The following is a 19497-nucleotide window of genomic DNA, read 5'->3' on the forward strand; positions in this document are numbered from 1 at the left end:
CCTGGCGCTGGCGCCAGCCCGTCGAACCGGAAAAATCGAACATGAAGCCGTTTCGGGCGCTACAGCCGCACGACCTGCTCGAGCGCGAAGCCGAACGGCTGCGCGTCGGCGCCGGTGCCGCCGCCCGTCATCACGATGTCCGCGGCGGCGAGGCCCGCGAGCGGCAGCAGCGTGCTGGCGCTCGACAGCACCGCGGCGTTCAGCGCATGGCCTTCCTGCACCTGCGACGCGACGCCGATCCACAGCGTCGGCGTGAACCGGAACACCGCCTTCTGCCCCGGCGCGACCGCGTGCTTCGCGGCGAGCAGCCGGCCTTCGCTGAACGCGTTGACGTTCACCGCGCCGCGCGCGAGCCGGTTCACGACCTCGATGTCGCCGCCTTCGCTGCCGGCCGGGTCCGGCTCGAGCCGGCCGCGCCCGTTCGGCAGCGCGTCGATCGTGAAGTGCGCGCCCGGCGGCGCGGCGACGCGCGGCGAGAAGTTGCCGTGCTCGTCGCCGAGCGCGATGTCGATGTCGGTCGAGTAGGCGAACGGATGAAAGCAGTCGCGGCCGCAGAAACGGATGACCTTCCACGCGATCGCAAAGGCGTCGAGATCGGGCACCACGTCGCGCTGGAACAGCACCACCTCGCTGTTGCCGCAATCGTTCGAGCGGTTCACGAACCGCAGCCGGATGTTCATGACGGCTGCTCCGTCGCGTCGCCGCCGGCGTCGTCGCGCAGGTTGCGGTCGGCCCATTGCGCGAGCGCCGGCGCGACGCCCGTTGCCAGCGACGACACGTGCAGCGCGTGTGCGCGGGCCTGCGCGTGCAGGTCGCCCGCGAAGCGGCCGAACGCCATCGCGGCGTCGCCGGGGCCGCGCGTGCGGCCCAGATCGTCGAGGCACTGCGCGGCGGCGTCGGCCAGCGCGCCCGCGTGCTGCAGATGGCTCTGCGTGAAGCGCGTCGCGAGATCGGCGTTCAGCGCGGCGAGTTCCTTGACGGCCGCAGCCGAGCCGCGCAGCCCGAGCTGCGCGATCTGGTCGCGCCACAGCGTGTCGGCGGCGGCCTGGCACGCGTCGAGATAGCGGTGCCCGGTCAGCAGCGCGGTGTGCGCGAATGCGCGCCACGCGGGGCCGTGCGGCGTGCCGCCGGCGCCGGTCGTCTGCGCGACGACCTTGCCGTAAAGCTGGAGCGCGTTGAGGTTCGCGCTTTCCCATTGGGCGATGAGGGTGGAGAGCATGGCGTGTCCTTGTCGTGTGAGAGTCGTCGAAGCGGCGGCGCGCCGCTCATTGGCGCGGCGCGCCGAGGCGCTGCACCATCTGCATCACGGCGGCCATCTGCGGCGCGTCGCGGCGATAGAAGCCGGGCTGCGTCGGCTCGGCGTTCGTATAGCCCCAGAAATCCCAGCAGCCGAGCGGGTTCACGCCCGACTTCGCGACCTGCGGATAGAGCACGATCAGCCGGTTCGTGTCGGCGATCTCGTTGTAGCCGACGCCGCGGATCATCCGTTCGCCGACCGTCGCGACGTTCTGCACGCAGCCGTGGAATACGACATGCACCGCGCACGACGCGCGCTCGCATTCGGCGGGCACGTACACGTAGCCCGTATCGCCGAGCGACGCGCGCTGCTGCGGATCGAACGCGCGCTGGTCGAACGCGAGCAGCGTGCCGCCGGCCTGCGCGGCGGGCGGGTTGAGCGGCCGGTCGGGCGTCGCGTAGATCCAGCGCACGATGTCGTGCGCCTGCTCGAAGCCGCAGTTGTCGATGTACGGGCTCGCGTTCGCGCTGCACGCGGCGTCGCCGGGGCGATCCGTGACGAACGCGTGGCCGGCGTCCGGATGGCGCCGGTACTTGAGGTTCGCGGGCGGCACCTGCGCGAGTTCGTAGAAGCGTGCGGTCTGGTCGACGACGCGCGTCGACACGACCGTATCCTTCGCGCCGCTGAACACGTAGACGCGCTGGCGGCGCAGGTTCGCCGGATCGTCGATCTCGTCGCGTTGCGCGAACGTGCGCGCGGCGCGCAGCGCGTCGGCGGCGGACGGCGCCGAGCCGACCGGCTGCATGCACAGCGTGGTCGCGGCGACGGCCGGCGCGATCAGCTCGCTCGCGCCCGCACAGTAGAACGGGCCGCCGGCGATGATGCCCGCGCCGATCAGCCGGCTCGAATACGCGACGTCGAACTGCGCGGCCATGAAGCCGCCGGACGACAGGCCCGACACCGACGTGCGCTGCAGGTCGGCCGCATACGCGGGCAGCGGCGCGGCGCCGGCGGCGAGCGCGGGTTGCGGCGTGGCGGCCGCGGCGACGGCAAGCGCGGCTGCAACTGCGGCTGCAACTGCGGCAAGTGACGCGCGGGCCGCGCGCGGCACGGTGAAACGGCGCGGCTTCGCGTGATCGAACGGCGGAAAGACATTCATGTTGGACTCCTGTCGTGAGATTCGTCGGGGTGGCGCGTGTTGCGCTTGAGTGAGGCGACGGCTTCAGCTTAGGCGCGGCGCGCGGCGCGGTGAATGGCGCGAACGGCAGGGTCGGCGGCCCGTGACGTTCGTCCTGCGCCGCGCGCGGCGCTCACGAAAGAAACAGCGCGCGCTCGGCCTGGCGCCGCTTCGTGAGGCCCGCCAGCGGCCGGCCGCCAGCCTTGTTCCACACCAGGAACTGGTCGGCCGCGCGGGCGCTCGCGCCGGCGTTCAGGTAACGCAGCAGCGTCGACGATCGCAGCCGGCCCGCGCCGAGATTGAAGACGAACGACATCAGCGCGTCGAACTGCTGCTGGGTGATCGGCACGCGCACGAGCTTGCGCAGGTTCAGCTCGGCGCCGCGCAGGTCGCGTCTCAGCAGCGCGTCGGCTTCGGCCTGCGTGAGCGGGCGGGTGAATTGCTCGTGCGGCAGGATCAGGTGGCCGTAGCCGATCGTCGGCTTGCCGACCGCATCGAGATACCGGGCGAGCCGCAGGCCCTCGAAATGCTTGATCAGCTCGATGCCTTGCGTGCCGGTGCGTTCAGGCTGGTTCGCCATCGTGGTGCTCCTCGTTGCCGTGCCGTGCGCGCGGCACCAGGCGGTGCGTGTATTCGTCGATCACGCGCATGATCGCTTCGGGCGGCGCGAGCGCCGCGAACTGCATTTCGATATCGATGTGCTCGGTGTCGCGCTGCCCCGGGTTGCCTTGCGCGTCCTTCCTCGACGAGCGCGGCGCGAGCGTCACGTAGAAGCGCCCGCGCTGGTCGTCGCCGGCGAGGCCGCCGGCCGGCAGCGCCTCGGTGAAATCGCCGCGCACCGTCAGGTGCACGACCATCCGCTCGAGCGCGAGGCCGCGCGGCGTCGCGAGCGCGACGAGCGGCACCGGCATCGTGTGTTCGGCGTCGAGCGCGACCTGCACTTCGCGCGGCGCGAGCAGGCCGTCGTCGCGCTCGTCGAAGAACTGGTCGAGCATCGCCGTGTACTGGTGCGCGAGCAGCTGGTTCGCGGCCGCCGCGGCGTGCTGCATGCCGCGTGCGATCTCGTCGAGCGCGATACCGCGCGGCGGCGGGCGGTCGGCGTTCGCCGGCGCGCCGGGCGGCGTGCCGGCAGGGGGCGCGGGGGGCGGCGCATCGGACGGCGGCGCGGCGGCGGGGCCGGGCGCGGCGCCGGCCGGACCGCCCGGTGATGCATCGGCGGCGCTCGGCGCGGGCGGCGGGGCCGACGCATCGGCCGTCCCGCCCGCCGGCTCGCCCGGCGCGGCGCTGGTATGCGGTGGCGCGGGCGGCGCGGGCTGAACCGGTCGCTCCGCCGGCCCGCCCGCATCCCCCGGCGCACCGGTGCTCCCGTGCGGCGTGCCGGCGGCGGCCGGCGGGTCGTCGGGCGCGGCCGGGCCGCGTCGCCGTTTGAATAGCCTGATCATGGCCGGCCCCGGGCGCTTACGGGTGCGTGCCGGCTTGCGCAGGCGTGCCGCCCGCCGCGCCGGCGGCGCCCGCGCCGCTGCCCGACGTCTCGCCGACCAGCGTGCCGTCGGTCGGCGTCGCGGGCAGCGGCTTCACTTCCTTCGCCTTGTCCGCGGTGACGGCCGGCTTGGTCGCCGCGTCGGTCAGGAAGTCGATCACGCGCATCAGCGCTTCGGGCGGCTGCTGGCGCTTGATCTGCGTGTGGATCGAATACTTCGCGCGCGTGTCGGTGCTGCGCGTCTGCTCCGACTTGTGCGACACGCGGCCGGACAGGCTGACGCTGACGGGCCCCCAGCCGATCTTGGCCTTGAACTCCCCGCTGCCCTCGGTCGACGACGACGCCTTTTCCGACTGCGTGATCTCCATCTCGAAGTCGATCGTGCCTTCCTCGATCGCGATGATCGGGTGGACGACCGCGGCGAGCAGCGGGATCCGCATGGTCTTCTGCACGACCCCCTTCGAGACGCCGCTCTCGTCCACCAGCGTTTCGTCGTAGTCGAACTGCACGGCCACCGCCTTGCCGCCCTGGATGCAGACCTGCATCAGAAAATCCGTATAACTCTTCGCGGCCTGCGTTTGCGCGTTGATCATCGCGTTTAATGGGCCGGCGATCATTTGATCCATCGGTAAAGCGTTAATCACCGAACCAATGAAATTAGCGTCCATGAATAAACTCCTCCGCCTGTTGATGGCAGCGGAAATTCGCTGCCGTTATTCAAGTTAGGGAATCGAAGGGAATCATGGAAGATGACGTCGGTCACGTCCGGCGGCCTGGGCCGGCTGCTTGGGGCCGGAAGAAATGGCTGAACGGGGCGGTATTAGGACATTCTTCCCGGATCGACGAGCCTAGTGCGCGGCGAAAGAAACAGCGGTAAAAAAGCCAGCGGAAGTGGAGAAAAAAAACCTAATCCGAGCATTCCGCTATCGAGGAAACCGCCGAAATGAACGTCTTGATGATCGATAGCCCGCCGTTATTCGTGGCAGGCGTGGCTGGCGTATTGTATAAACGCGACATGAGCTGGCATGTGTGGGCTGCCCAGCGCCCGGAGGACGTTCATCGGCTGCGCGACGCGCTGCTGCCGGACACGGTCGGCGCCATCACGATCGAGTGCGACGACCATGCCGCGTCGACGAGCTGGCCGAACGTGCTGCACGAGGCGTTCGGCGCGACGCCGTGGCTGTGCGTGGTCGCCGGGGTGTGCCGGCGCTCGATCGCCGACGCGCTGCTGGCCGGCGCGGCGGGCATCATCGACCGCCATGCGAGCGCGGACGACTTCGCGGATGCGCTCGACCGGATCGCGTCCGGCGCAATTTACGTGCCGGCGGGCGACGGCGGGGCGGGGCACGCACGACCGTTCGGCCTGCCGGCCGGCGACGACCGCGCGTTCGAGCGGCTGACGCCGCGCCAGCGCGACGTGCTGCGGCTGCTGGCGGAAGGCAAGTCGAACAAGCAGATCTGCCGCGTGCTGAACGTCGCGGAGGGGACGATCAAGAATCACCTGTATGCGCTGTTCCGGCAGATCGGCGTGAGCAACCGGACGGAGGCCGCGTTATGGCTGGCGCGCCATGTGCCGGCCGAGCCGTCCGGCTGCACCTTCACGTCCGCCTGCAATCCGCCGGGGTGACGCGCGGGGCGGGGCCCGGCGCGGCGGACGCGGCAGCGGACGGCGCGTTCCCCGGGGCGGCCAGCTCGGCCCGCAGCGCAACGAGCGCGTGCCGGATCGGTTCGGCGCTCACGCTCACTTCGCCGGCGAACGGGCGGTCGACCGCCATCACGAAGAAGAACGCGAGCCCGAGCGTCACGGCCCAGATCGACACGAGCCCGATGTTGAAGCGCGTGCCGGGCAGCGCATACAGCAACACCAGCGACAGGCTGCTCGACAGCAGCATCACGGCCCACAGCGTCGTCGGCATCGCGGAATCGAGGCTTTGCAGGCGGCTTTGCCGGTACTTGACCATCTCGTTGGCGCGCGCCATCACTTCCGACAGCAGCACGCGTTCGCGCTCGTCCGCGGGCGCGACGTGGTTGATTGCCGCGAACATCCGGTCGAACGCGGCTTCCGCGCTCGGCGCGGCGCGGGCGTGCTGCTGCATCTGCGGCCACTCGTCGTCGGCAACGCGTGCGAGATAGGTGGCGAGCGCCTGGCGCGCGGCATCGGCGCCGGTGCCGGCGCCGCGGAACGCCGCGAGATCGTGCGCCAGCTCGGTCGCGCACGCGGCTTCGGACGCGACGGTATCGGCCGCGGCCTGGTACGACGTCCAGACGGACACCGCCGAGAACGCGACGAGCAGCGAGTTGATGGTCGTGACGGCCGACATCATCGCGATGATCATGCCGCGCTGCTCGGCGTCGAGGCGGCCGGGCATGATGCGCCGGAACACGGCATAGCCGAGCAGCGCGGCCGCGAGCGTCGCGGCCACGATCAGTGCGCCCATCGCGGCGGCGGGGATGTTGTACAGGAACAGCATGGCGTTACTCCTGGTGGTCGTTGGGGGGAGAGGGGGGAAGCGGGGCGCCGTGCCGCGCGAGCGACGGGTCGGCCGCGAGCATCGCGCGCGTGAACTGGGTGAGGCGGGCGCGGATCGCGTCGGCGGAGGCGGACGTATCGAGCGATTGCTGCAGGTCGAGCAGGCTGGCCGCGAGCTCGCCCTGCCACTGCACGCGCTCGCTGGCGGTGCGCGCGCGGGTCGCGGCGAGCGTTGCGTCGACGTCGCCCGAGCGATCGCCTTGCACGAGGGTCTCGAGCGTGTCGACGAGACGCTGCAGCACGCGGTGCACGGCCGTCGCCGAGAAGCCGCCGAGCATCGCGAGCGCCGGGCGGCCGAAGCTGTGCATGCTGCCTTGCGCGAACAGCTGGGCCGGCAGCATCTCGACGAGGATCAGCCCGGCGATCACGCCGAGAATCAGCCGCGCGCCGTACGACGCGTCGTATTTCGGGTCGTACGTCGACGCGGCGATGTAGCGGTGCGCCTGGAACAGCGTCGCGAACGATGCGCCGAGCCCCGCGCAGCACAGCAGGAACAGCGTGTTCCACAGCAGCTGCGCGCCGTCGGATTGCAGGAAGCCGCGATCGATGTTCTCGCTCGACACGTGCGGCGACAGGCTCGTCGCGATCACGGCGAGCAGGAAGCCGATGGCCGACACGGTCAGCAGCCGGACCAGCGGCACCGGGCCGAGCCACGCGAGCGGATGCGCGCTGCGGCGGTGCAGGTCGAGCAGCGTGACCGCCTGCGGCGTGGCCGGCGCGACGAGCGCGGCGAGCTTGCGGTGGAGCGTCGCGAGCAGGTGCTGCTGGGCCGGCATGAGCGGCGTGGCGGCCGGCGCGCCGCTGCCGGCCGTCAGCGCCGCGAGTTGCGCGACGGTGTCCGGCTCGACGGGCAGCCCGTGATGCAGCGCGTAGCGGGCCATGGCTTCGCATTCTTCGCAGAGCTGAGTTGCGAGCCCGTCCGCCGCGCGCGGCGCGGGGGCCGGCGCCGGCGTCGCGCGATGCCGGTTGTCGCGCCAGCGCGTGAAGCGTGTCGTGTCCATTTCATTGCGCTCCGCCCTGGCCTGGCACGTCGACCGTGAATTCGTGGATCGCGACCTGCTCGCCGGCCGCCGCGCCCAGATGCCGCATGCAGCGCGCCGGCGCGACGCGGTTCCACCTCGGCCGCGTGCGATCGACCTCGAACACCACGACCTGCCGGGCGGCGCGCCCGTCGTTGTGCACGATGTATTGCAGCGAAGGCGGCACGGGGAACGCGGCGTCGCTGATGTTCACGCCGTACGACGGCACGAAGTCGATCACGTAGCGCGGCTCGGCGAGATGCGGCGCTTTCGCGTCGCGCGGCGACGGCGCGTTGCGCCACAGCAGGTAGTCGCGGCAGATGTCGATGCCGAACGGCGGCACGCCGTCGTGGCGGTTGTCGAACCCTTCGGCCATGCGCGCGCCGTAGCGGCCGGCGCCGGGCGCATGCGGGGCGGTCGTGCCGTGCGGCGCGACGGCGCTTTCCTGCAGCACCTCGACGGGGCTGCCGTCCGCGAGCTGGAAGGTCCGCGAACCGGCGTCCGCGCGCTCGCTCGTCTGCAGGCCGTAGTCGATGCGCGACGTGTGATGCTTCGGCCATACGGCCGCGCGCCGCAGCCCCGCATCGTCGCCCGCGTCGAACGGCGGCAGGAAGTTGGTCGTGGCGTATACGTAGTTCAGCGATTCGAACAGCGCGCCGTGCTGCGCGGCCTGCGCCGTGCCGGGCGGGCGCGGCACCTCGAACAGCATCGCCGCGGTGCCGGGCAGGAACACGATGTGCCCGAAGTGCCAGGCCGGGAATTGCTCGGCGACTTCCGCGATCGCGTCGCACACGGGGCCGATCTGCAGTGCGGGGAGTTCATGGACGTCGCGCCGGTCGCGCAGCGCGTGCCACGGCACGTTCCAGTAGAACTCCGGCGCGGTGACGAACGTGACGGGCAGGCGGCGCGCGTCCGCCTCGTCGTGTTCGGCCTGGACGGCGTACAGCGCGAGCGAGACGGCTTCGTGCAGATGCTCGAGCAGATGGTTCTGCAAGCGCGTGACGTAGGTCTCGAGCGGTTCGTGCGGATGACGCGCGGGCTTGGCCGCGCAGTCGTAGCGCACGGAGATGACGCGGACGAACTGTTTCATGACGACGGTTCCTTCGATGGGGGCGCGCATCGCGCGGAAAGGGCGGATTCCGGATGCGGCGCGGCCGCCGATGCGGGGCGCGCCAACCGGCGCGACGGGTGGCGCGCGGACATCCGGGGCGCGCGGTGCGCGCGAATCCGTGGCGCCACTTTGCGTGGCGCGCATCGCGCGGACAATGCGGCAGTCGTCATGGAACCGGGCGTGACGAAACGCCCGTGACGGGGGGGCGTGAACGGGATGTCGCAGCGGGGGCGACGCATGATGGAGCACGATGGCGCGCCACGTTCACGGGCCGTTCGGCCCGGTGCGCGGCGGGACGGATGCCCTATCGCGCGGCGCCGGATGCGCCGCTATCGTGGAAGGCAGCTGCGCGCGGCAAGCGCGTCGAACGAAACGAACCGAACGGAGAGGAGTGCGATCGATGAGACTGATCGGCTATCACGCGACGCGATCGGGGCATCGCGCGTCGTTGTCGGCGGGGCTGCGGCAGAAGACGGCCGGCTGGGATCCGGCGGCGGGCGGCGAACTCGGCTACGGCTTCTACGTGATCGCCGACCTGGCGAAACCGCAGGCGCTGTATCGCGACGGCTACGGCGCGGCGACGGCCGTACAGCCGCAGGAAGGCGTCGACATCTGGGAGGTATGGTGCGACAGCGATCTCGACACGCTGGCCGCGCGCGCGGTGCCGGCCCTGTGGCAGGGAAGCCGGATCACGTCGGACCTGTGCGAGGACTACGACTGGCTCAGCCACGCGAACGAGCGGCCGCCGGTGCGGATCAAGTTCAACCCGCGCGCATATTCGCACCTGACGGTGAAGCTGAGCGAAACGCTGAGCCGGCCGGAAGCCGAGCGGCGCGCGTTCGGCTAACGGGCGGTACGGCGCGGCGTCGTGCGGCGTCGCACCGCCGTGTGCGACGGTCTTACGCCTGCAATTCCAGCGCGAGCAGCTCGGCGACCGTCTGCCGGCGGCGGATCAGGCGCGGCGTGCCGCGATCGACGAGCACCTCCGGCGCGAGCGGCCGGCTGTTGTAGTTCGAGGACATCGACGAACCGTACGCGCCCGCGTCGTGCACGAACAGCAGGTCGCCGATCTGCGGCTGCGGCAGGTGGCGGTGCGTGACCACGCCGCCCGCGTCCTGCGTGAACACGTCGCCGGATTCGCACAGCGGGCCCGCGATCGCGACGTGCGCGAGCGGCCGGCCGTCGGGCGTCGCGCCGTCGGGCGTGTGCACGCTGACGCCGTGATAGCTGCCGTACATCGCCGGGCGCATCAGGTCGTTGAAGCCCGCGTCGATCAGCACGAAGTCGTGCTTCGGCCGGCGGTTGATCGCCTGCACCTCGGCGACGAGCGTGCCCGATTCGGCGACGAGGAAGCGGCCCGGTTCGATCTCGATGCGCACCGCATGGCCGAGATGCTGCTCGATCCGCTTGCGCGCGGCGTCCCACTGGCTGAAGTAGTGATCGACGTCGACGCGCGGCTCGCCGTCGCGGTACGGGATCGACAGGCCGCCGCCCGCCGAGATCGCCTCGATGTCGTGGCCGAGCGACGTGACGAGGTCGACCATCGCGTCGCACACCTGCGACAGGTGGCCGTAGTCGACCCCCGAGCCGATATGCATGTGGATGCCGACCAGCTGGAGCCCGTGGCGCCGCACGATCTCGATCGCCTGCGGCACGTCGTCGATCCAGATGCCGTGCTTGCTCTGCGGGCCGCCGGTGTTGGTCTTGTTGCTGTGCCCGTGGCCGAAGCCGGGGTTGATGCGCAGCCACACGCGGTGGCCGGGCGCCGCTTCGCCCACCCGCGCGAGCATGTCGAGCGAGCCCGCGTTGACGGTCACGCCATGCTTGAGCACCGCCGCGAGCGTCGGCCGGTCGACGAGGTCCGCGGTGAACACGACGCCTTCCGGGTCGCCGTCCGGCCGGAACCCGGCCGCGAGGCTGCGCTCGATCTCGCCGAGCGACACGGCATCGACGAGCACGCCCTCGTCGCGCATCAGCTTCAGGATATGGACGTTCGAGCACGCCTTCTGCGCGTAGCGGATCACGTCGAACTGGCGCAACTGCGCGATGCGGTCGCGAATGACGTCGGCGTCGTACACCCACAGCGGGGTGCCGTGTTGCTGCGCGAGCGTCGCGAGCTGGCGGGAATCGAGAGACATGGTGAGCGGGTCGAATCGAATGAACGGATAGTGCGGATGATGCGCGCAAACGGCCATCCAGTAAAATGCCGGTTTATCGACATTCAATTCATTCCTGATATATATGGCTGCGCTCACGCATCGCCACATCGAAGTCTTCCGCGCGCTGATGGTCACCGGCAGCGCGACCCGCGCGGCCGAGATGCTCTACACGTCGCAGCCGACGATCAGCCGCGAGCTGGCGCGGATGGAGCAGGTCGTCGGCTTCGCGCTGTTCGAGCGTGCGCACGGCCGGCTGCGGCCGACGATGGCCGCGCTGACGCTGTTCGACGACGTGCGGCTCGCGTATGTGGGGCTGGAACGTGTCGCGGCGACCGCCGCGCGGCTGCGCGAATTCCGCGACGGGCAGTTGTCGGTGATCGCGCTGCCGGCGTTCTCGCACGCGATCCTGCCCGGCGCGTGCCGGCGCTTCCATGCGGCGCATGCGGGCGTCAGCGTGTCGGTCGCGACGCAGGAATCGCCGGTGCTCGAGGAATGGCTGACCGCGCAGCGCTACGACCTCGGCCTGACCGAGCACGACGTCGCACCGGCCGGCACCGTGCTCACGCCGCTGCTCGAGGCCGACGAGGTGTGCGTGCTGCCGGACGGCCATCCGCTGCTCGCGAAGGCCGCGCTCGATCTCGAGGATCTCGCCGACCGCCCGTTCATCGGCCTGTCGCTGAACGACCCGTACCGGATCCTGATCGACGAGGCGTTCGCGCAGCTTGGCGTCGCGCCGCGCTCGGTCGTCGAGACGCCGTCGGCGGTGTCGGTGTGCGCGTTCGTGCGGCAGGGACTCGGCGCGGCGATCGTCAATCCGCTGACCGCGCTCGATTTCGTCGGGCGCGACCTGCATATCCGGCCGCTCACACGCTCGTTCCCCTACCGGGTCAGCATCATCGTGCCCGAGCACCGGCCGAAGAACCTGCTGGTCGACGCGTTTGCCGGCGCGCTGCGCGGCGAGGCGAAGGCGATCCGCCGCCGGCTCGCCGCGCATCTCGGCTGACGCGCGGGGCGGATTGCGGGCCGTATGATGGAGGCTTCGTTCCGCTGCCGCCCGCCGCCATCATGACCGCTTCGCCCGTCCTGCCCGAACAGCCGACGCTCGTCGGCGAGCACGTCGAACTGCGGCCGCTGCAGGCATCGCATGCGCCCGCGCTGCTGGCGGCCGCCGCCGACGGCGAGCTGTGGAACCTGAAGGTCACGGTCGTGCCGGGCCCCGCGACGATCGACGCGTATCTCGCAACCGCGTTGCAGGGCCGCGCGGCCGGCACCGTGATGCCGTTCGCGATCGTCGAGCGCGCAACGGGGCGCATCGTCGGCAGCACGCGCTTCTGGAAGATCGACCTGACGAACCGCAAGCTCGAAATCGGCCATACGTGGCTGAGCGCGTCGGTGCAGCGTTCGCGCGTGAACACCGACGCGAAGCTTCTGTTGCTCGCGTATGCGTTCGACACGCTGCGCTGCGTGCGCGTGCAGTTCACGACGGACGAACTCAACGAGACGTCGCGCGCGGCGATCCTGCGGCTCGGCGCGAAGCAGGAGGGCATCGTGCGTCACGAGCGGATCATGCCGGATGGCCGCAAGCGCAATTCGGTGCGCTTCAGCATCATCGACGACGAGTGGCCCGAGGTGCGGGCGAGGCTCGCGGAAAAGCTCGCGCGATAGCGGCTCGCCGAAGGGGAAGGCCGCCGCCGGGAGAGCGGGCCGGCGGCGGGAGCGGGACAACGGCCGCGCGACGCGCGGCACGCGATGACGGCGTTACTGCGCCGATGCGAGGTGATGACGCTGCGCGAGCTTCTGCGCGTCCGCATAGTGCGCCTGCAGGATCGGCAGCGCCTGGCGCGCGACCTCCTTCAGCTTCGTGTCGCGGCCCGACGCGATCTCGGCCTGGAACACCGACAGCGTCTTCTGCTGGCCCGCGAGCGCGACCTGCTCGATGTACGCCTTGTCGAACTCCGCGCCGCGCAGCGTCTTGATGCTGTCGAGCACGGCGGTGTCCGGGTTGTTGTGCGGCACGTCGATGCCGCGCGGGCCCGCGGCGCGCATCGCCTGGATGATCTTCTCGTTGTCGGCGATCACGCGTTGCGCGAACGCCTTGACCTGGCTGTCCGACGTGCGCGAGTCGGCAATTCTTGCCGCGTCCTTTTGTGTCGACACGGTTTTCGTGCCGTCCGTGATGAAGCTCTGGTCGGCTTCATGCAGACGCGGCGCGGCGGCCGACGGTGCGGCCTGGGTCGGCTGTGCCGGTTGGGACGGTTGCGCGGTTTGCGCAGTTTGTGCGGTCGCCGTCACGGCGACCAGGAGAAGACCGGCGGCAGACAGGGCAAGGCGCGAAGCAGTAGGAAAACGGTTCATGGGACCTCCTTTCAATCGGGGCTCGAGTTGAGGGACGGATAGCGTGATCCGTTGCTGTGCGAGAGTCCGGGCGCGTGCCCGGGCCGGTGTCGACCGCCGCTCTGCCGCGGCGTCGGTCGCAGGGGTAACCGGCCCGATTGATTCTAGGGAAGGGGTTTGCCCGCAGGTGAAACCGTGCTGTCGCTTCTGTAACGGTTGGTAAGACGAATGGACGCGCGCGTCACACGAGATCGAGCAGCGCGTCGAGCCGGGTCAGCAGCGGCGTCGCGCAATGCATCTGCAGCGTGCCGGGCGCGGTGTAGCCCCACGCGACGCCCTGGAATGCGACGTGCGCGCGGCGCGCCGCTTCCGCGTCGCGGATCTCGTCGCCGACGTACAGCATGTCCGTCGCGCGCAGGCCTGCGTCGCGCGCGAGCGTGCGCAGGCGGCGCGACTTGCCGAACAGCGGGATGCCGCATGCGAAGTGCGCGACGTGGCGGCCGGCCTGCGCGCCGAGCCGGTCGCGCACGACCGCTTCGGTGTTCGACGTCGCGATCGCAATGCGCACGCCGCGCGCCGCGAGCGCGGCGAACGTGTCGGCGACGCCCGGGAACAGCGTCACCTGCGCGATGCGCTGCTGCATCAGGCGGCGCATGTCGCGCGTGACGCGCGGCACTTTCCACGCGGGCACCTCGAGCGCACGGATGATGTCGCGCGCGGACAGGCCGCGCAGCTCGGCGAGCAGTGCGTCGTCGACGCGGCGGAAGCCATGCAAGCGCGACGCTTCCGATAGCGCCGCGACGAAACAGTCGAGCGAATCGGCCAGCGTGCCGTCGAAATCGAATGCGATGAGTCGGTAGGTCATGGGCGTCGGGCGAGTGTGGCGCGATTGTAAGCGCTGCGCGGGGCGCGCCGCTCGCGTGCGCCGTGCTATGCACGAATCGTGAATACGTTATGGCGGCAAATCGCTTGGCGTGCGCGCCGCGCGTCAACTAGCATGACCGCTCGGCGCGCGGCGCGCCGTTTCACGACACGTTCCCAAGGAGGCTCACCATGTCTTTGCGTTCGCTCGGCACCTCGTCCATCCAGGTCTCGCCGATCGTGTTCGGCGGCAACGTGTTCGGCTGGACGGCCGACGAGGCGACCTCGTTCTCGCTGCTCGACGCGCTCGCCGACCACGGCATCAACTTCATCGACACGGCCGACGTCTATTCGGCATGGGCGCCCGGCAATCGCGGCGGCGAGTCGGAAACCATCATCGGCAAATGGCTGAAGCGCCGCGGGCGGCGCGACGACGTCGTGATCGCGACCAAGGTCGGCCTGCTCGAGGTGCGCGCGGGCCTGTCGCGCGACACGATCCTGAAGGCGGCCGACGAATCGCTGCGCCGCCTGCAGACCGATTACATCGACCTGTATTTCTCGCACAGCGACCTGCCCGACAGCGCGCCGCTCGAGGAAACGCTCGGCGCGTATCAGGCGCTGATCGATGCGGGCAAGGTGCGGATCGTCGGCGCATCGAACTACAGCGGCGCGCGCCTGCGCGAGGCGGCCGGGATCAGCCGCCGCGACGGCCTGCCCGCGTACCAGGTCGTGCAGCCCGAATACAACCTGTACGATCGCGCCGAGTACGAACGCGACATCGAGCCGGTCGCCACCGAGCTGAAGCTCGGCGTCGTCACTTACTACTCGCTGGCGAGCGGTTTCCTGTCCGGCAAGTACCGGTCGAACGCGGACCTCGGCAAGAGCACGCGCGGCGAGCGCGTCGCGCGCTATCTCGACGCGCGCGGGCTGCGCATCCTCGACGCGCTCGACGCGGTCGCCGACAAACACGGCGCGACGCCGACGGCCGTGGCGCTCGCGTGGCAGATCGCGCGCCCGAGCGTCACCGCGCCGATCGCGAGCGCGACGTCGCTCGCGCAGCTGCACGACCTCGGCGCGGCGATCCGGCTCGCGCTCGATGCCGACGACGTGAAGCGCCTCGACGAGGCCAGCGCGTACTGACTGACGGCATCGCTGTAATAAATCTGTAAGTTTGCGCGGCGGTGGATCGCGACGAACGCGCGCGATCCACCGCCGGCAATTGCAGCGCCCGCGCACAGGCCCCAGAATAGCCGCACCGATCGTCGCAATCGGCACGATCGGCATTCACACCAGCATACGGGCAGCGCGTGGGCATCAACTTCGATCTCACCGACTTGCAGGCTTTCCGGGCCGTGGTGCAGCTCGGCAGCTTCCGCAAGGCGGCGGACGCCATCAACATTTCGCAGCCGGCGTTGAGCCGGCGCATCGAGAAGCTCGAGGAAGCGCTGGGCGTGCGGCTGTTCGAGCGCACGACGCGCCGCGTCACGCTGACGACGGTCGGGCGCACGTTCGCGCCGAGCGCCGAGCAACTGCTCGACGATCTCGACGCCGCGCTGCTCGGCATCCGCGACGTGTCGTCGAGCCGGCTCGGCCACGTGACGATCGCGTGCGTGCCGTCGGTCGCGTATTACTTCCTGCCGAACGTGATCGCGCGCTACCGCGCGCGTTACCCGAAGATCCGCATCAAGCTGATCGACGCGAGCGCGAACGAGGTGCTCGACGCGGTGATGAGCGGCGAGGCCGACTTCGGCGTGAGCTTCATGGGCAGCCAGGAGCCCGGCGTCGAGTTCCGGACGTTGCTGCAGGAGCGCTTCGTCGCCGCGTGCCGGCGCGACCATCCGCTCGCCGCGAAGAAGCGCGTGACGTGGCGCGAGCTGTATGAATACGAGCACGTGTCGGTCGACAAGACGTCCGGCAACCGGCTGCTGCTCGACCAGGCGCTGGCGGGCGTCGCGCCGCACACGCCGAGCGTGTGCGAGACGCGCCATGTGACGACGATGCTCGGCCTCGTCGAGGCGGGGCTCGGCGTCGCGGCGGTGCCGTCGATGGCGATGCCGCTGCCGACGCATCCGATCCTGACGAGCGTGCCGCTCGTCGAGCCGGTGGTCACGCGGCGCGTCGGCATCGTGCGGCGGCGCGGCCGCACGCTGACGCCGGCCGCGCAGGAATTTCTCCAGTACGTGCTCGAGAGCCGCAAGCCCGCCGCGCCGCGCACGCGCGCGGCAGGGGTGCGCGCGTGACGCTGCTGCGGCCGCTCAGGCTGCTGTACGTGCAGGTGCTGATCGCGATGGCGCTCGGCGTCGCGCTCGGGCATGCGTATCCGCAGGCGGGGGTGGCGCTGAAGCCGCTCGGCGACGCGTTCATCGCGCTCGTGCGGATGATGGTCGCGCCGATCGTGTTCTGCACGATCGTGACGGGCATCAACGCGGCGAGCGACGGCGCGCGCATCGGCCGCACGATCGTCAAGGCGCTTGCGCTGTTCTACGCGCTGACCGCGGCCGCGCTCGCGGCGGGGCTCGCGATCGCGTATGCGGCGCGGCCGGGCGACGGCCTGCATGTCGTGGCCCGGCAGCTCGACGCATCGGCGCTCGCGTCGCTCACGGCGCGTGCGCCGGCTACGGGCGTTGCATCGTTCCTGCTGCAGATCATTCCCGATACGCTCGTCGGCGCGTTCGCCGGCGGCGACGTGCTGCCGGTGCTGCTGGTCGGGCTGCTGTTCGGTTTCGCGCTGGCCGCGACCGAGCGGCGCGACGGCGTCGTGCATGCGTTCGTCGAAGGCATCGCACGCGTGCTGTTCCGCGTGCTCGCGCTCGTGATGCGGCTCGCGCCGCTCGGCGCGTTCGGCGCGATCGCGTTCGCGGTCGGGCGCTTCGGCATCGATTCGCTCGGCTCGCTCGGCCGGCTGATCGTCGCGATGTATCTGGCGTGCGCGCTGTTCGTGATGCTGGTGCTCGCGCCGCTCGCGCGCCTGCACGGCTTCTCGCTGTGGCGGCTGCTGCGCTACCTGCGCGAGGAGCTGCTGATCGTGCTCGCGACGTCGTCGACGGAACCGGTGCTGCCGCGCCTGCTCGTCAAGCTCGAGGCGCTCGGCTGCGACAAGGGCGTGGTCGGGCTCGTGCTGCCGGCCGGGTATTCGTTCAACCTCGACGGCACCGCGATCTACCTGACGCTCGCCGCGACGTTCATCGCGCAGGCGTGCGACGTGCCGCTGTCGGCCGCGCAAGTCGCGACCCTGCTCGCGGTGATGCTGATCACGTCGAAGGGCGCGGCCGGCGTGTCGGGCAGCGGGCTCGTCGCGTTGATCGCGACGCTGACCGTGGTGCCCGACCTGCCGGTCGCGGGCGTCGCGCTGCTGGTCGGCATCGACCGCTTCATGTCGGAGGCGCGGGCGCTGACGAGCGTGATCAGCAACGCGTGCGCGGTGGTCGTCGTGTCGATCTGGCAGCGGGGCTGCGATCGCGCGCGGCTGCGCGCGATGCTCGATCCTCGGCGGCAGGCGTCGGTCGGTTCCGACTAAGAAGCGCCGGCGCAAGCCGATTCATCAGGAGGACTGCGGAAAACCCGAGCGGGTCACGTCGGCCTGCATGCGTCGTCGCGCTCTCACTTAGGCGAGGCAGACGCGACGCAATGCCACCGTTCGCTGGTACACGGATCGATCGAGCCACGGCACGAACACATACTCGTCGTAGGCGTCGCAGCCGATCAGGATCCAGCGGGATAGAACATTGGACATGGCGGTCTCCTTTTTGCCGTTGGCCCCGATGTGCGGGAAGCGAAGCGCTTTCGTCGCCATTCGGCGTGCTCACACGACGGTATACCCGGAACGCGCGCCGCTTATTCCTGCGCGGGAGATCCCGCATCGCCGGAATAAATCGGCCCGCCCGCCGGTATGGCGTTCATGCGTGGCACGCGCGGGGAGGGGCAGATGGACGACGAGCAGAGGCAGGCAGGGGCGCCTTCGACCCGGCGCGGCGCCGGCACACAGGCACCGGAGCATGGCGGGCACCGACAGGCCGCGCGAATGCTGCAGCTCGGTTCCGGCATCGTGCTGTGGCTATATGTGTCGATTCATCTGGTCAACCACGCGCTCGGCATCTGGTCCATCGACATCGCGGAGCGCGGCCTGACCCTCGCGATCGCGCTCTGGCGCAGCGCGCCCGGAACCGTGCTGCTGTACGGCGCGGCCGGCCTGCATTTCGCGCTGGCGATCCGCACCATCTACAGCCGGCGGCATTGGGCGCTGCCTCGCGCCGAATGGCTTCGCCTGTGGGCCGGGCTCAGCCTGCCGCTGCTGCTGATACGTCATGTGGTGGGCACGCGCGTCGCCACGACGCTGTTCGGCTTCGAGCCGACTTACGAACGCGTGATCGTTTCACTGCTCACGAGCGGCACGCAAGGGTTGCAGATCGCATTGCTCGCGCCGGGATGGGTGCACGGCTGCCTTGGCCTGTGGTTCCATCTGCGCCGCCATGCGCCGCTGCGGCGCGCGAAGCGGGCGCTGATGGCCGTGGTCGTGCTGTTGCCGATATTGTCGGCGGCCGGTTTCGTGCAGATGGCGCGCGGGATCGCGCCGGCGCACCGCGCGGTTCGGGCGCCCGACGCGGTGCTGGTTGCGCACCGCGCCGCGCTGGACGGCTGGCGCCACTATCTCGTCATCGGCTATCTGTCGCTGATCGCGACGGCGTTCGCCGGCGGCCAGTTGCGAAACCGGATCGCCGGCGGCAATGCGCATCAAGCATCCGCCGAGCAGCGGCGCGCGAACTGACGAGGGGAGCCGCGCCGCTGCCGATGCGTCAGTTCGCCGTTACGGAATCGAGCCCCGTGGCCCGCACGACCGGCTGCGCCTGCGGCGACGCGAGATAGTCGAGCAGTTTCTTCGCGTCGTCCGGATGCTCCGCGCCGACCGGGATGCCGCCCGCGAAGCGCGTGACCGACTGCACCGACTCGGGCACCTTGCCGACGTACGTGACGCCCGGCACCGGCAGCAGCTCGGCGACCTGCTGGAAGCCGATCTCGTAGTCGCCGTTCGCGACCACCGACGCAACCGGAATTCGCGGCACCATCGACGCCTTCGGCTTCACCTGCGCTTCGACGCCGAGCTTGCGGAACATCTCCTTCTCGATGTACACGCCGCTCGCGCTGTCGGAGTAAGCGACCGACTTCGCGCGCAGCAGCGCGTCCTTCAGCCCGTCGACCGTGCCGATGTCCGGTTTCGGCGCGCCCGCGCGCACGACCATGCCGATCCGCGAATCGGCGAGCTCGACACGCGATGCGGGGATCACCTTGCCTTCCCGGATCAGCTGGTCGAGCGCGTAGCCGACCATGATCACCGCGTCGGCCTTCTCGCCGCGCGCGAGGCGGTTCGGAATCGCTTCCTTCGACTGGCCCATCGACGGGCCGCGAATCGTGTCGAGCGTGTCGCCGGTCGCGGCGGTGAAGCCGGGGCCGAGCTGCTGGTAGGCGGCGGTGAAGCCGCCGGAGATCATCACGCGCAGTTCGTCTGCGTGGGCGGGGAGGGCGGCGGCGAGCGTCGCGGCGGCGAGCCAGCGTGCCGCTTGGCTAACGAGCGGTCGTACATGCATCGTGCGG

Annotated in this window: 22 protein-coding genes; 8 read left to right on the top strand and 14 right to left on the bottom strand. The window is 70.5% G+C overall.

Translation table 11 applies throughout. The annotated features are described in order from the left end of the window. Positions 1 to 59: 59 nt before the first annotated feature. The 6 genes from ABFO07_RS18965 to ABFO07_RS18990 form a co-directional block, all read right to left on the bottom strand. Positions 60 to 680: a hypothetical protein gene (locus ABFO07_RS18965; protein ID WP_060148362.1), complete on the bottom strand. Its 621-nt coding sequence runs from the start codon at positions 678 to 680 to the stop codon at positions 60 to 62. Next, entirely contained in the window at positions 677 to 1219 is a 543-nt protein-coding gene (locus ABFO07_RS18970) for a hypothetical protein (protein ID WP_059804411.1), read from the bottom strand. Before ABFO07_RS18970 ends, ABFO07_RS18965 begins: the two co-directional genes overlap by 4 nt. 46 nt (positions 1220 to 1265) lie before the next feature. Then, positions 1266 to 2396 (bottom strand): extracellular catalytic domain type 2 short-chain-length polyhydroxyalkanoate depolymerase, encoded by a 1131-nt coding sequence (locus ABFO07_RS18975; protein ID WP_060148364.1) that lies wholly within the window; start codon positions 2394 to 2396, stop codon positions 1266 to 1268. A 151-nt stretch (positions 2397 to 2547) separates the two neighbouring features. Beyond that, positions 2548 to 2994: a lysozyme gene (locus ABFO07_RS18980; RefSeq protein ID WP_059563078.1), complete on the bottom strand. Its 447-nt coding sequence runs from the start codon at positions 2992 to 2994 to the stop codon at positions 2548 to 2550. Further along, complete coding sequence (locus tag ABFO07_RS18985; protein WP_230942261.1) at positions 2978 to 3856, bottom strand: DUF2589 domain-containing protein; 879 nt, start codon at positions 3854 to 3856, stop codon at positions 2978 to 2980. Before ABFO07_RS18985 ends, ABFO07_RS18980 begins: the two co-directional genes overlap by 17 nt. Before the next feature lie 16 nt (positions 3857 to 3872). Then, positions 3873 to 4562, bottom strand: a complete 690-nt coding sequence (locus tag ABFO07_RS18990) for a DUF2589 domain-containing protein (protein WP_059563075.1) — start codon at positions 4560 to 4562, stop codon at positions 3873 to 3875. Positions 4563 to 4837: 275 nt separating this feature from the next. Here ABFO07_RS18990 and ABFO07_RS18995 point away from each other — a divergent pair, with 275 nt between their 5' ends. Continuing rightward, the gene (locus ABFO07_RS18995; RefSeq protein WP_060015475.1) at positions 4838 to 5521 is read left to right on the top strand and encodes a response regulator transcription factor; all 684 of its coding nucleotides are present in this window, start codon (positions 4838 to 4840) and stop codon (positions 5519 to 5521) included. Here the strand turns inward: ABFO07_RS18995 and ABFO07_RS19000 are convergent. The 3 genes from ABFO07_RS19000 to ABFO07_RS19010 are packed head-to-tail and all read right to left on the bottom strand — an operon-like array spanning position 5493 to position 8533. Then, complete coding sequence (locus ABFO07_RS19000; protein WP_059804422.1) at positions 5493 to 6365, bottom strand: DUF4239 domain-containing protein; 873 nt, start codon at positions 6363 to 6365, stop codon at positions 5493 to 5495. The genes ABFO07_RS18995 and ABFO07_RS19000 overlap by 29 nt on opposite strands. A gap of 4 nt (positions 6366 to 6369) precedes the next feature. Continuing rightward, positions 6370 to 7425: a hypothetical protein gene (locus ABFO07_RS19005; RefSeq protein ID WP_059804426.1), complete on the bottom strand. Its 1056-nt coding sequence runs from the start codon at positions 7423 to 7425 to the stop codon at positions 6370 to 6372. 1 nt (position 7426) lies between these two features. Next, positions 7427 to 8533: a hypothetical protein gene (locus tag ABFO07_RS19010; RefSeq protein WP_347469397.1), complete on the bottom strand. Its 1107-nt coding sequence runs from the start codon at positions 8531 to 8533 to the stop codon at positions 7427 to 7429. A 421-nt stretch (positions 8534 to 8954) separates the two neighbouring features. On the opposite strand from ABFO07_RS19010, the gene ABFO07_RS19015 reads away from it, so the two are divergent. After that, complete coding sequence (locus tag ABFO07_RS19015) at positions 8955 to 9401, top strand: hypothetical protein (RefSeq protein ID WP_059804432.1); 447 nt, start codon at positions 8955 to 8957, stop codon at positions 9399 to 9401. A gap of 52 nt (positions 9402 to 9453) precedes the next feature. Here the strand turns inward: ABFO07_RS19015 and lysA are convergent, their stop codons facing one another. Then, complete coding sequence (lysA, locus tag ABFO07_RS19020) at positions 9454 to 10692, bottom strand: diaminopimelate decarboxylase (RefSeq protein WP_059563121.1); 1239 nt, start codon at positions 10690 to 10692, stop codon at positions 9454 to 9456. A gap of 103 nt (positions 10693 to 10795) precedes the next feature. Between lysA and ABFO07_RS19025 the strand changes: the two genes are divergently transcribed. Then, complete coding sequence (locus ABFO07_RS19025; protein ID WP_347469398.1) at positions 10796 to 11716, top strand: LysR family transcriptional regulator; 921 nt, start codon at positions 10796 to 10798, stop codon at positions 11714 to 11716. A 62-nt stretch (positions 11717 to 11778) separates the two neighbouring features. Further along, on the top strand, positions 11779 to 12378 hold the full coding sequence (locus ABFO07_RS19030) for a GNAT family N-acetyltransferase (RefSeq protein ID WP_347469399.1): 600 nt from the start codon (positions 11779 to 11781) through the stop codon (positions 12376 to 12378). A 93-nt stretch (positions 12379 to 12471) separates the two neighbouring features. Here ABFO07_RS19030 and ABFO07_RS19035 read toward each other — a convergent pair whose 3' ends face one another. Both ABFO07_RS19035 and ABFO07_RS19040 read right to left on the bottom strand, forming a co-directional pair. Next, on the bottom strand, positions 12472 to 13068 hold the full coding sequence (locus ABFO07_RS19035) for a DUF4142 domain-containing protein (RefSeq protein WP_059563067.1): 597 nt from the start codon (positions 13066 to 13068) through the stop codon (positions 12472 to 12474). A 220-nt stretch (positions 13069 to 13288) separates the two neighbouring features. Next, complete coding sequence (locus ABFO07_RS19040) at positions 13289 to 13912, bottom strand: HAD hydrolase-like protein (protein WP_059804444.1); 624 nt, start codon at positions 13910 to 13912, stop codon at positions 13289 to 13291. Between the two features lie 188 nt (positions 13913 to 14100). Between ABFO07_RS19040 and ABFO07_RS19045 the strand changes: the two genes are divergently transcribed. The 3 genes from ABFO07_RS19045 to dctA all read left to right on the top strand — a co-directional run bounded on the left by ABFO07_RS19045 (position 14101) and on the right by dctA (position 17425). Further along, positions 14101 to 15048, top strand: a complete 948-nt coding sequence (locus ABFO07_RS19045; RefSeq protein WP_060148370.1) for an aldo/keto reductase — start codon at positions 14101 to 14103, stop codon at positions 15046 to 15048. A gap of 167 nt (positions 15049 to 15215) precedes the next feature. Further along, positions 15216 to 16148, top strand: coding sequence for a LysR family transcriptional regulator (locus tag ABFO07_RS19050; RefSeq protein WP_059563064.1), 933 nt, complete (start codon positions 15216 to 15218; stop codon positions 16146 to 16148). After that, on the top strand, positions 16145 to 17425 hold the full coding sequence (gene dctA / locus ABFO07_RS19055; RefSeq protein WP_059563063.1) for a C4-dicarboxylate transporter DctA: 1281 nt from the start codon (positions 16145 to 16147) through the stop codon (positions 17423 to 17425). The genes ABFO07_RS19050 and dctA overlap by 4 nt, the downstream gene beginning before the upstream one ends. 87 nt (positions 17426 to 17512) lie before the next feature. Here the strand turns inward: dctA and ABFO07_RS19060 are convergent, their stop codons facing one another. Next, positions 17513 to 17641 carry a hypothetical protein gene (locus ABFO07_RS19060; protein ID WP_257785962.1) on the bottom strand — a complete coding sequence of 43 codons (129 nt, stop codon included), beginning with the start codon at positions 17639 to 17641 and terminating at the stop codon, positions 17513 to 17515. 288 nt (positions 17642 to 17929) lie between these two features. Here ABFO07_RS19060 and ABFO07_RS19065 point away from each other — a divergent pair, with 288 nt between their 5' ends. Beyond that, positions 17930 to 18673 (top strand): hypothetical protein, encoded by a 744-nt coding sequence (locus ABFO07_RS19065; protein WP_347469400.1) that lies wholly within the window; start codon positions 17930 to 17932, stop codon positions 18671 to 18673. Positions 18674 to 18701: 28 nt separating this feature from the next. Here ABFO07_RS19065 and ABFO07_RS19070 read toward each other — a convergent pair whose 3' ends face one another. Then, positions 18702 to 19490, bottom strand: a complete 789-nt coding sequence (locus ABFO07_RS19070) for a substrate-binding domain-containing protein (RefSeq protein ID WP_059880111.1) — start codon at positions 19488 to 19490, stop codon at positions 18702 to 18704. Positions 19491 to 19497 lie beyond the last annotated feature (7 nt).

The sequence above is a fragment of the Burkholderia stagnalis genome (genome assembly GCF_039848545.1).
Taxonomy (GTDB): domain Bacteria; phylum Pseudomonadota; class Gammaproteobacteria; order Burkholderiales; family Burkholderiaceae; genus Burkholderia; species Burkholderia stagnalis.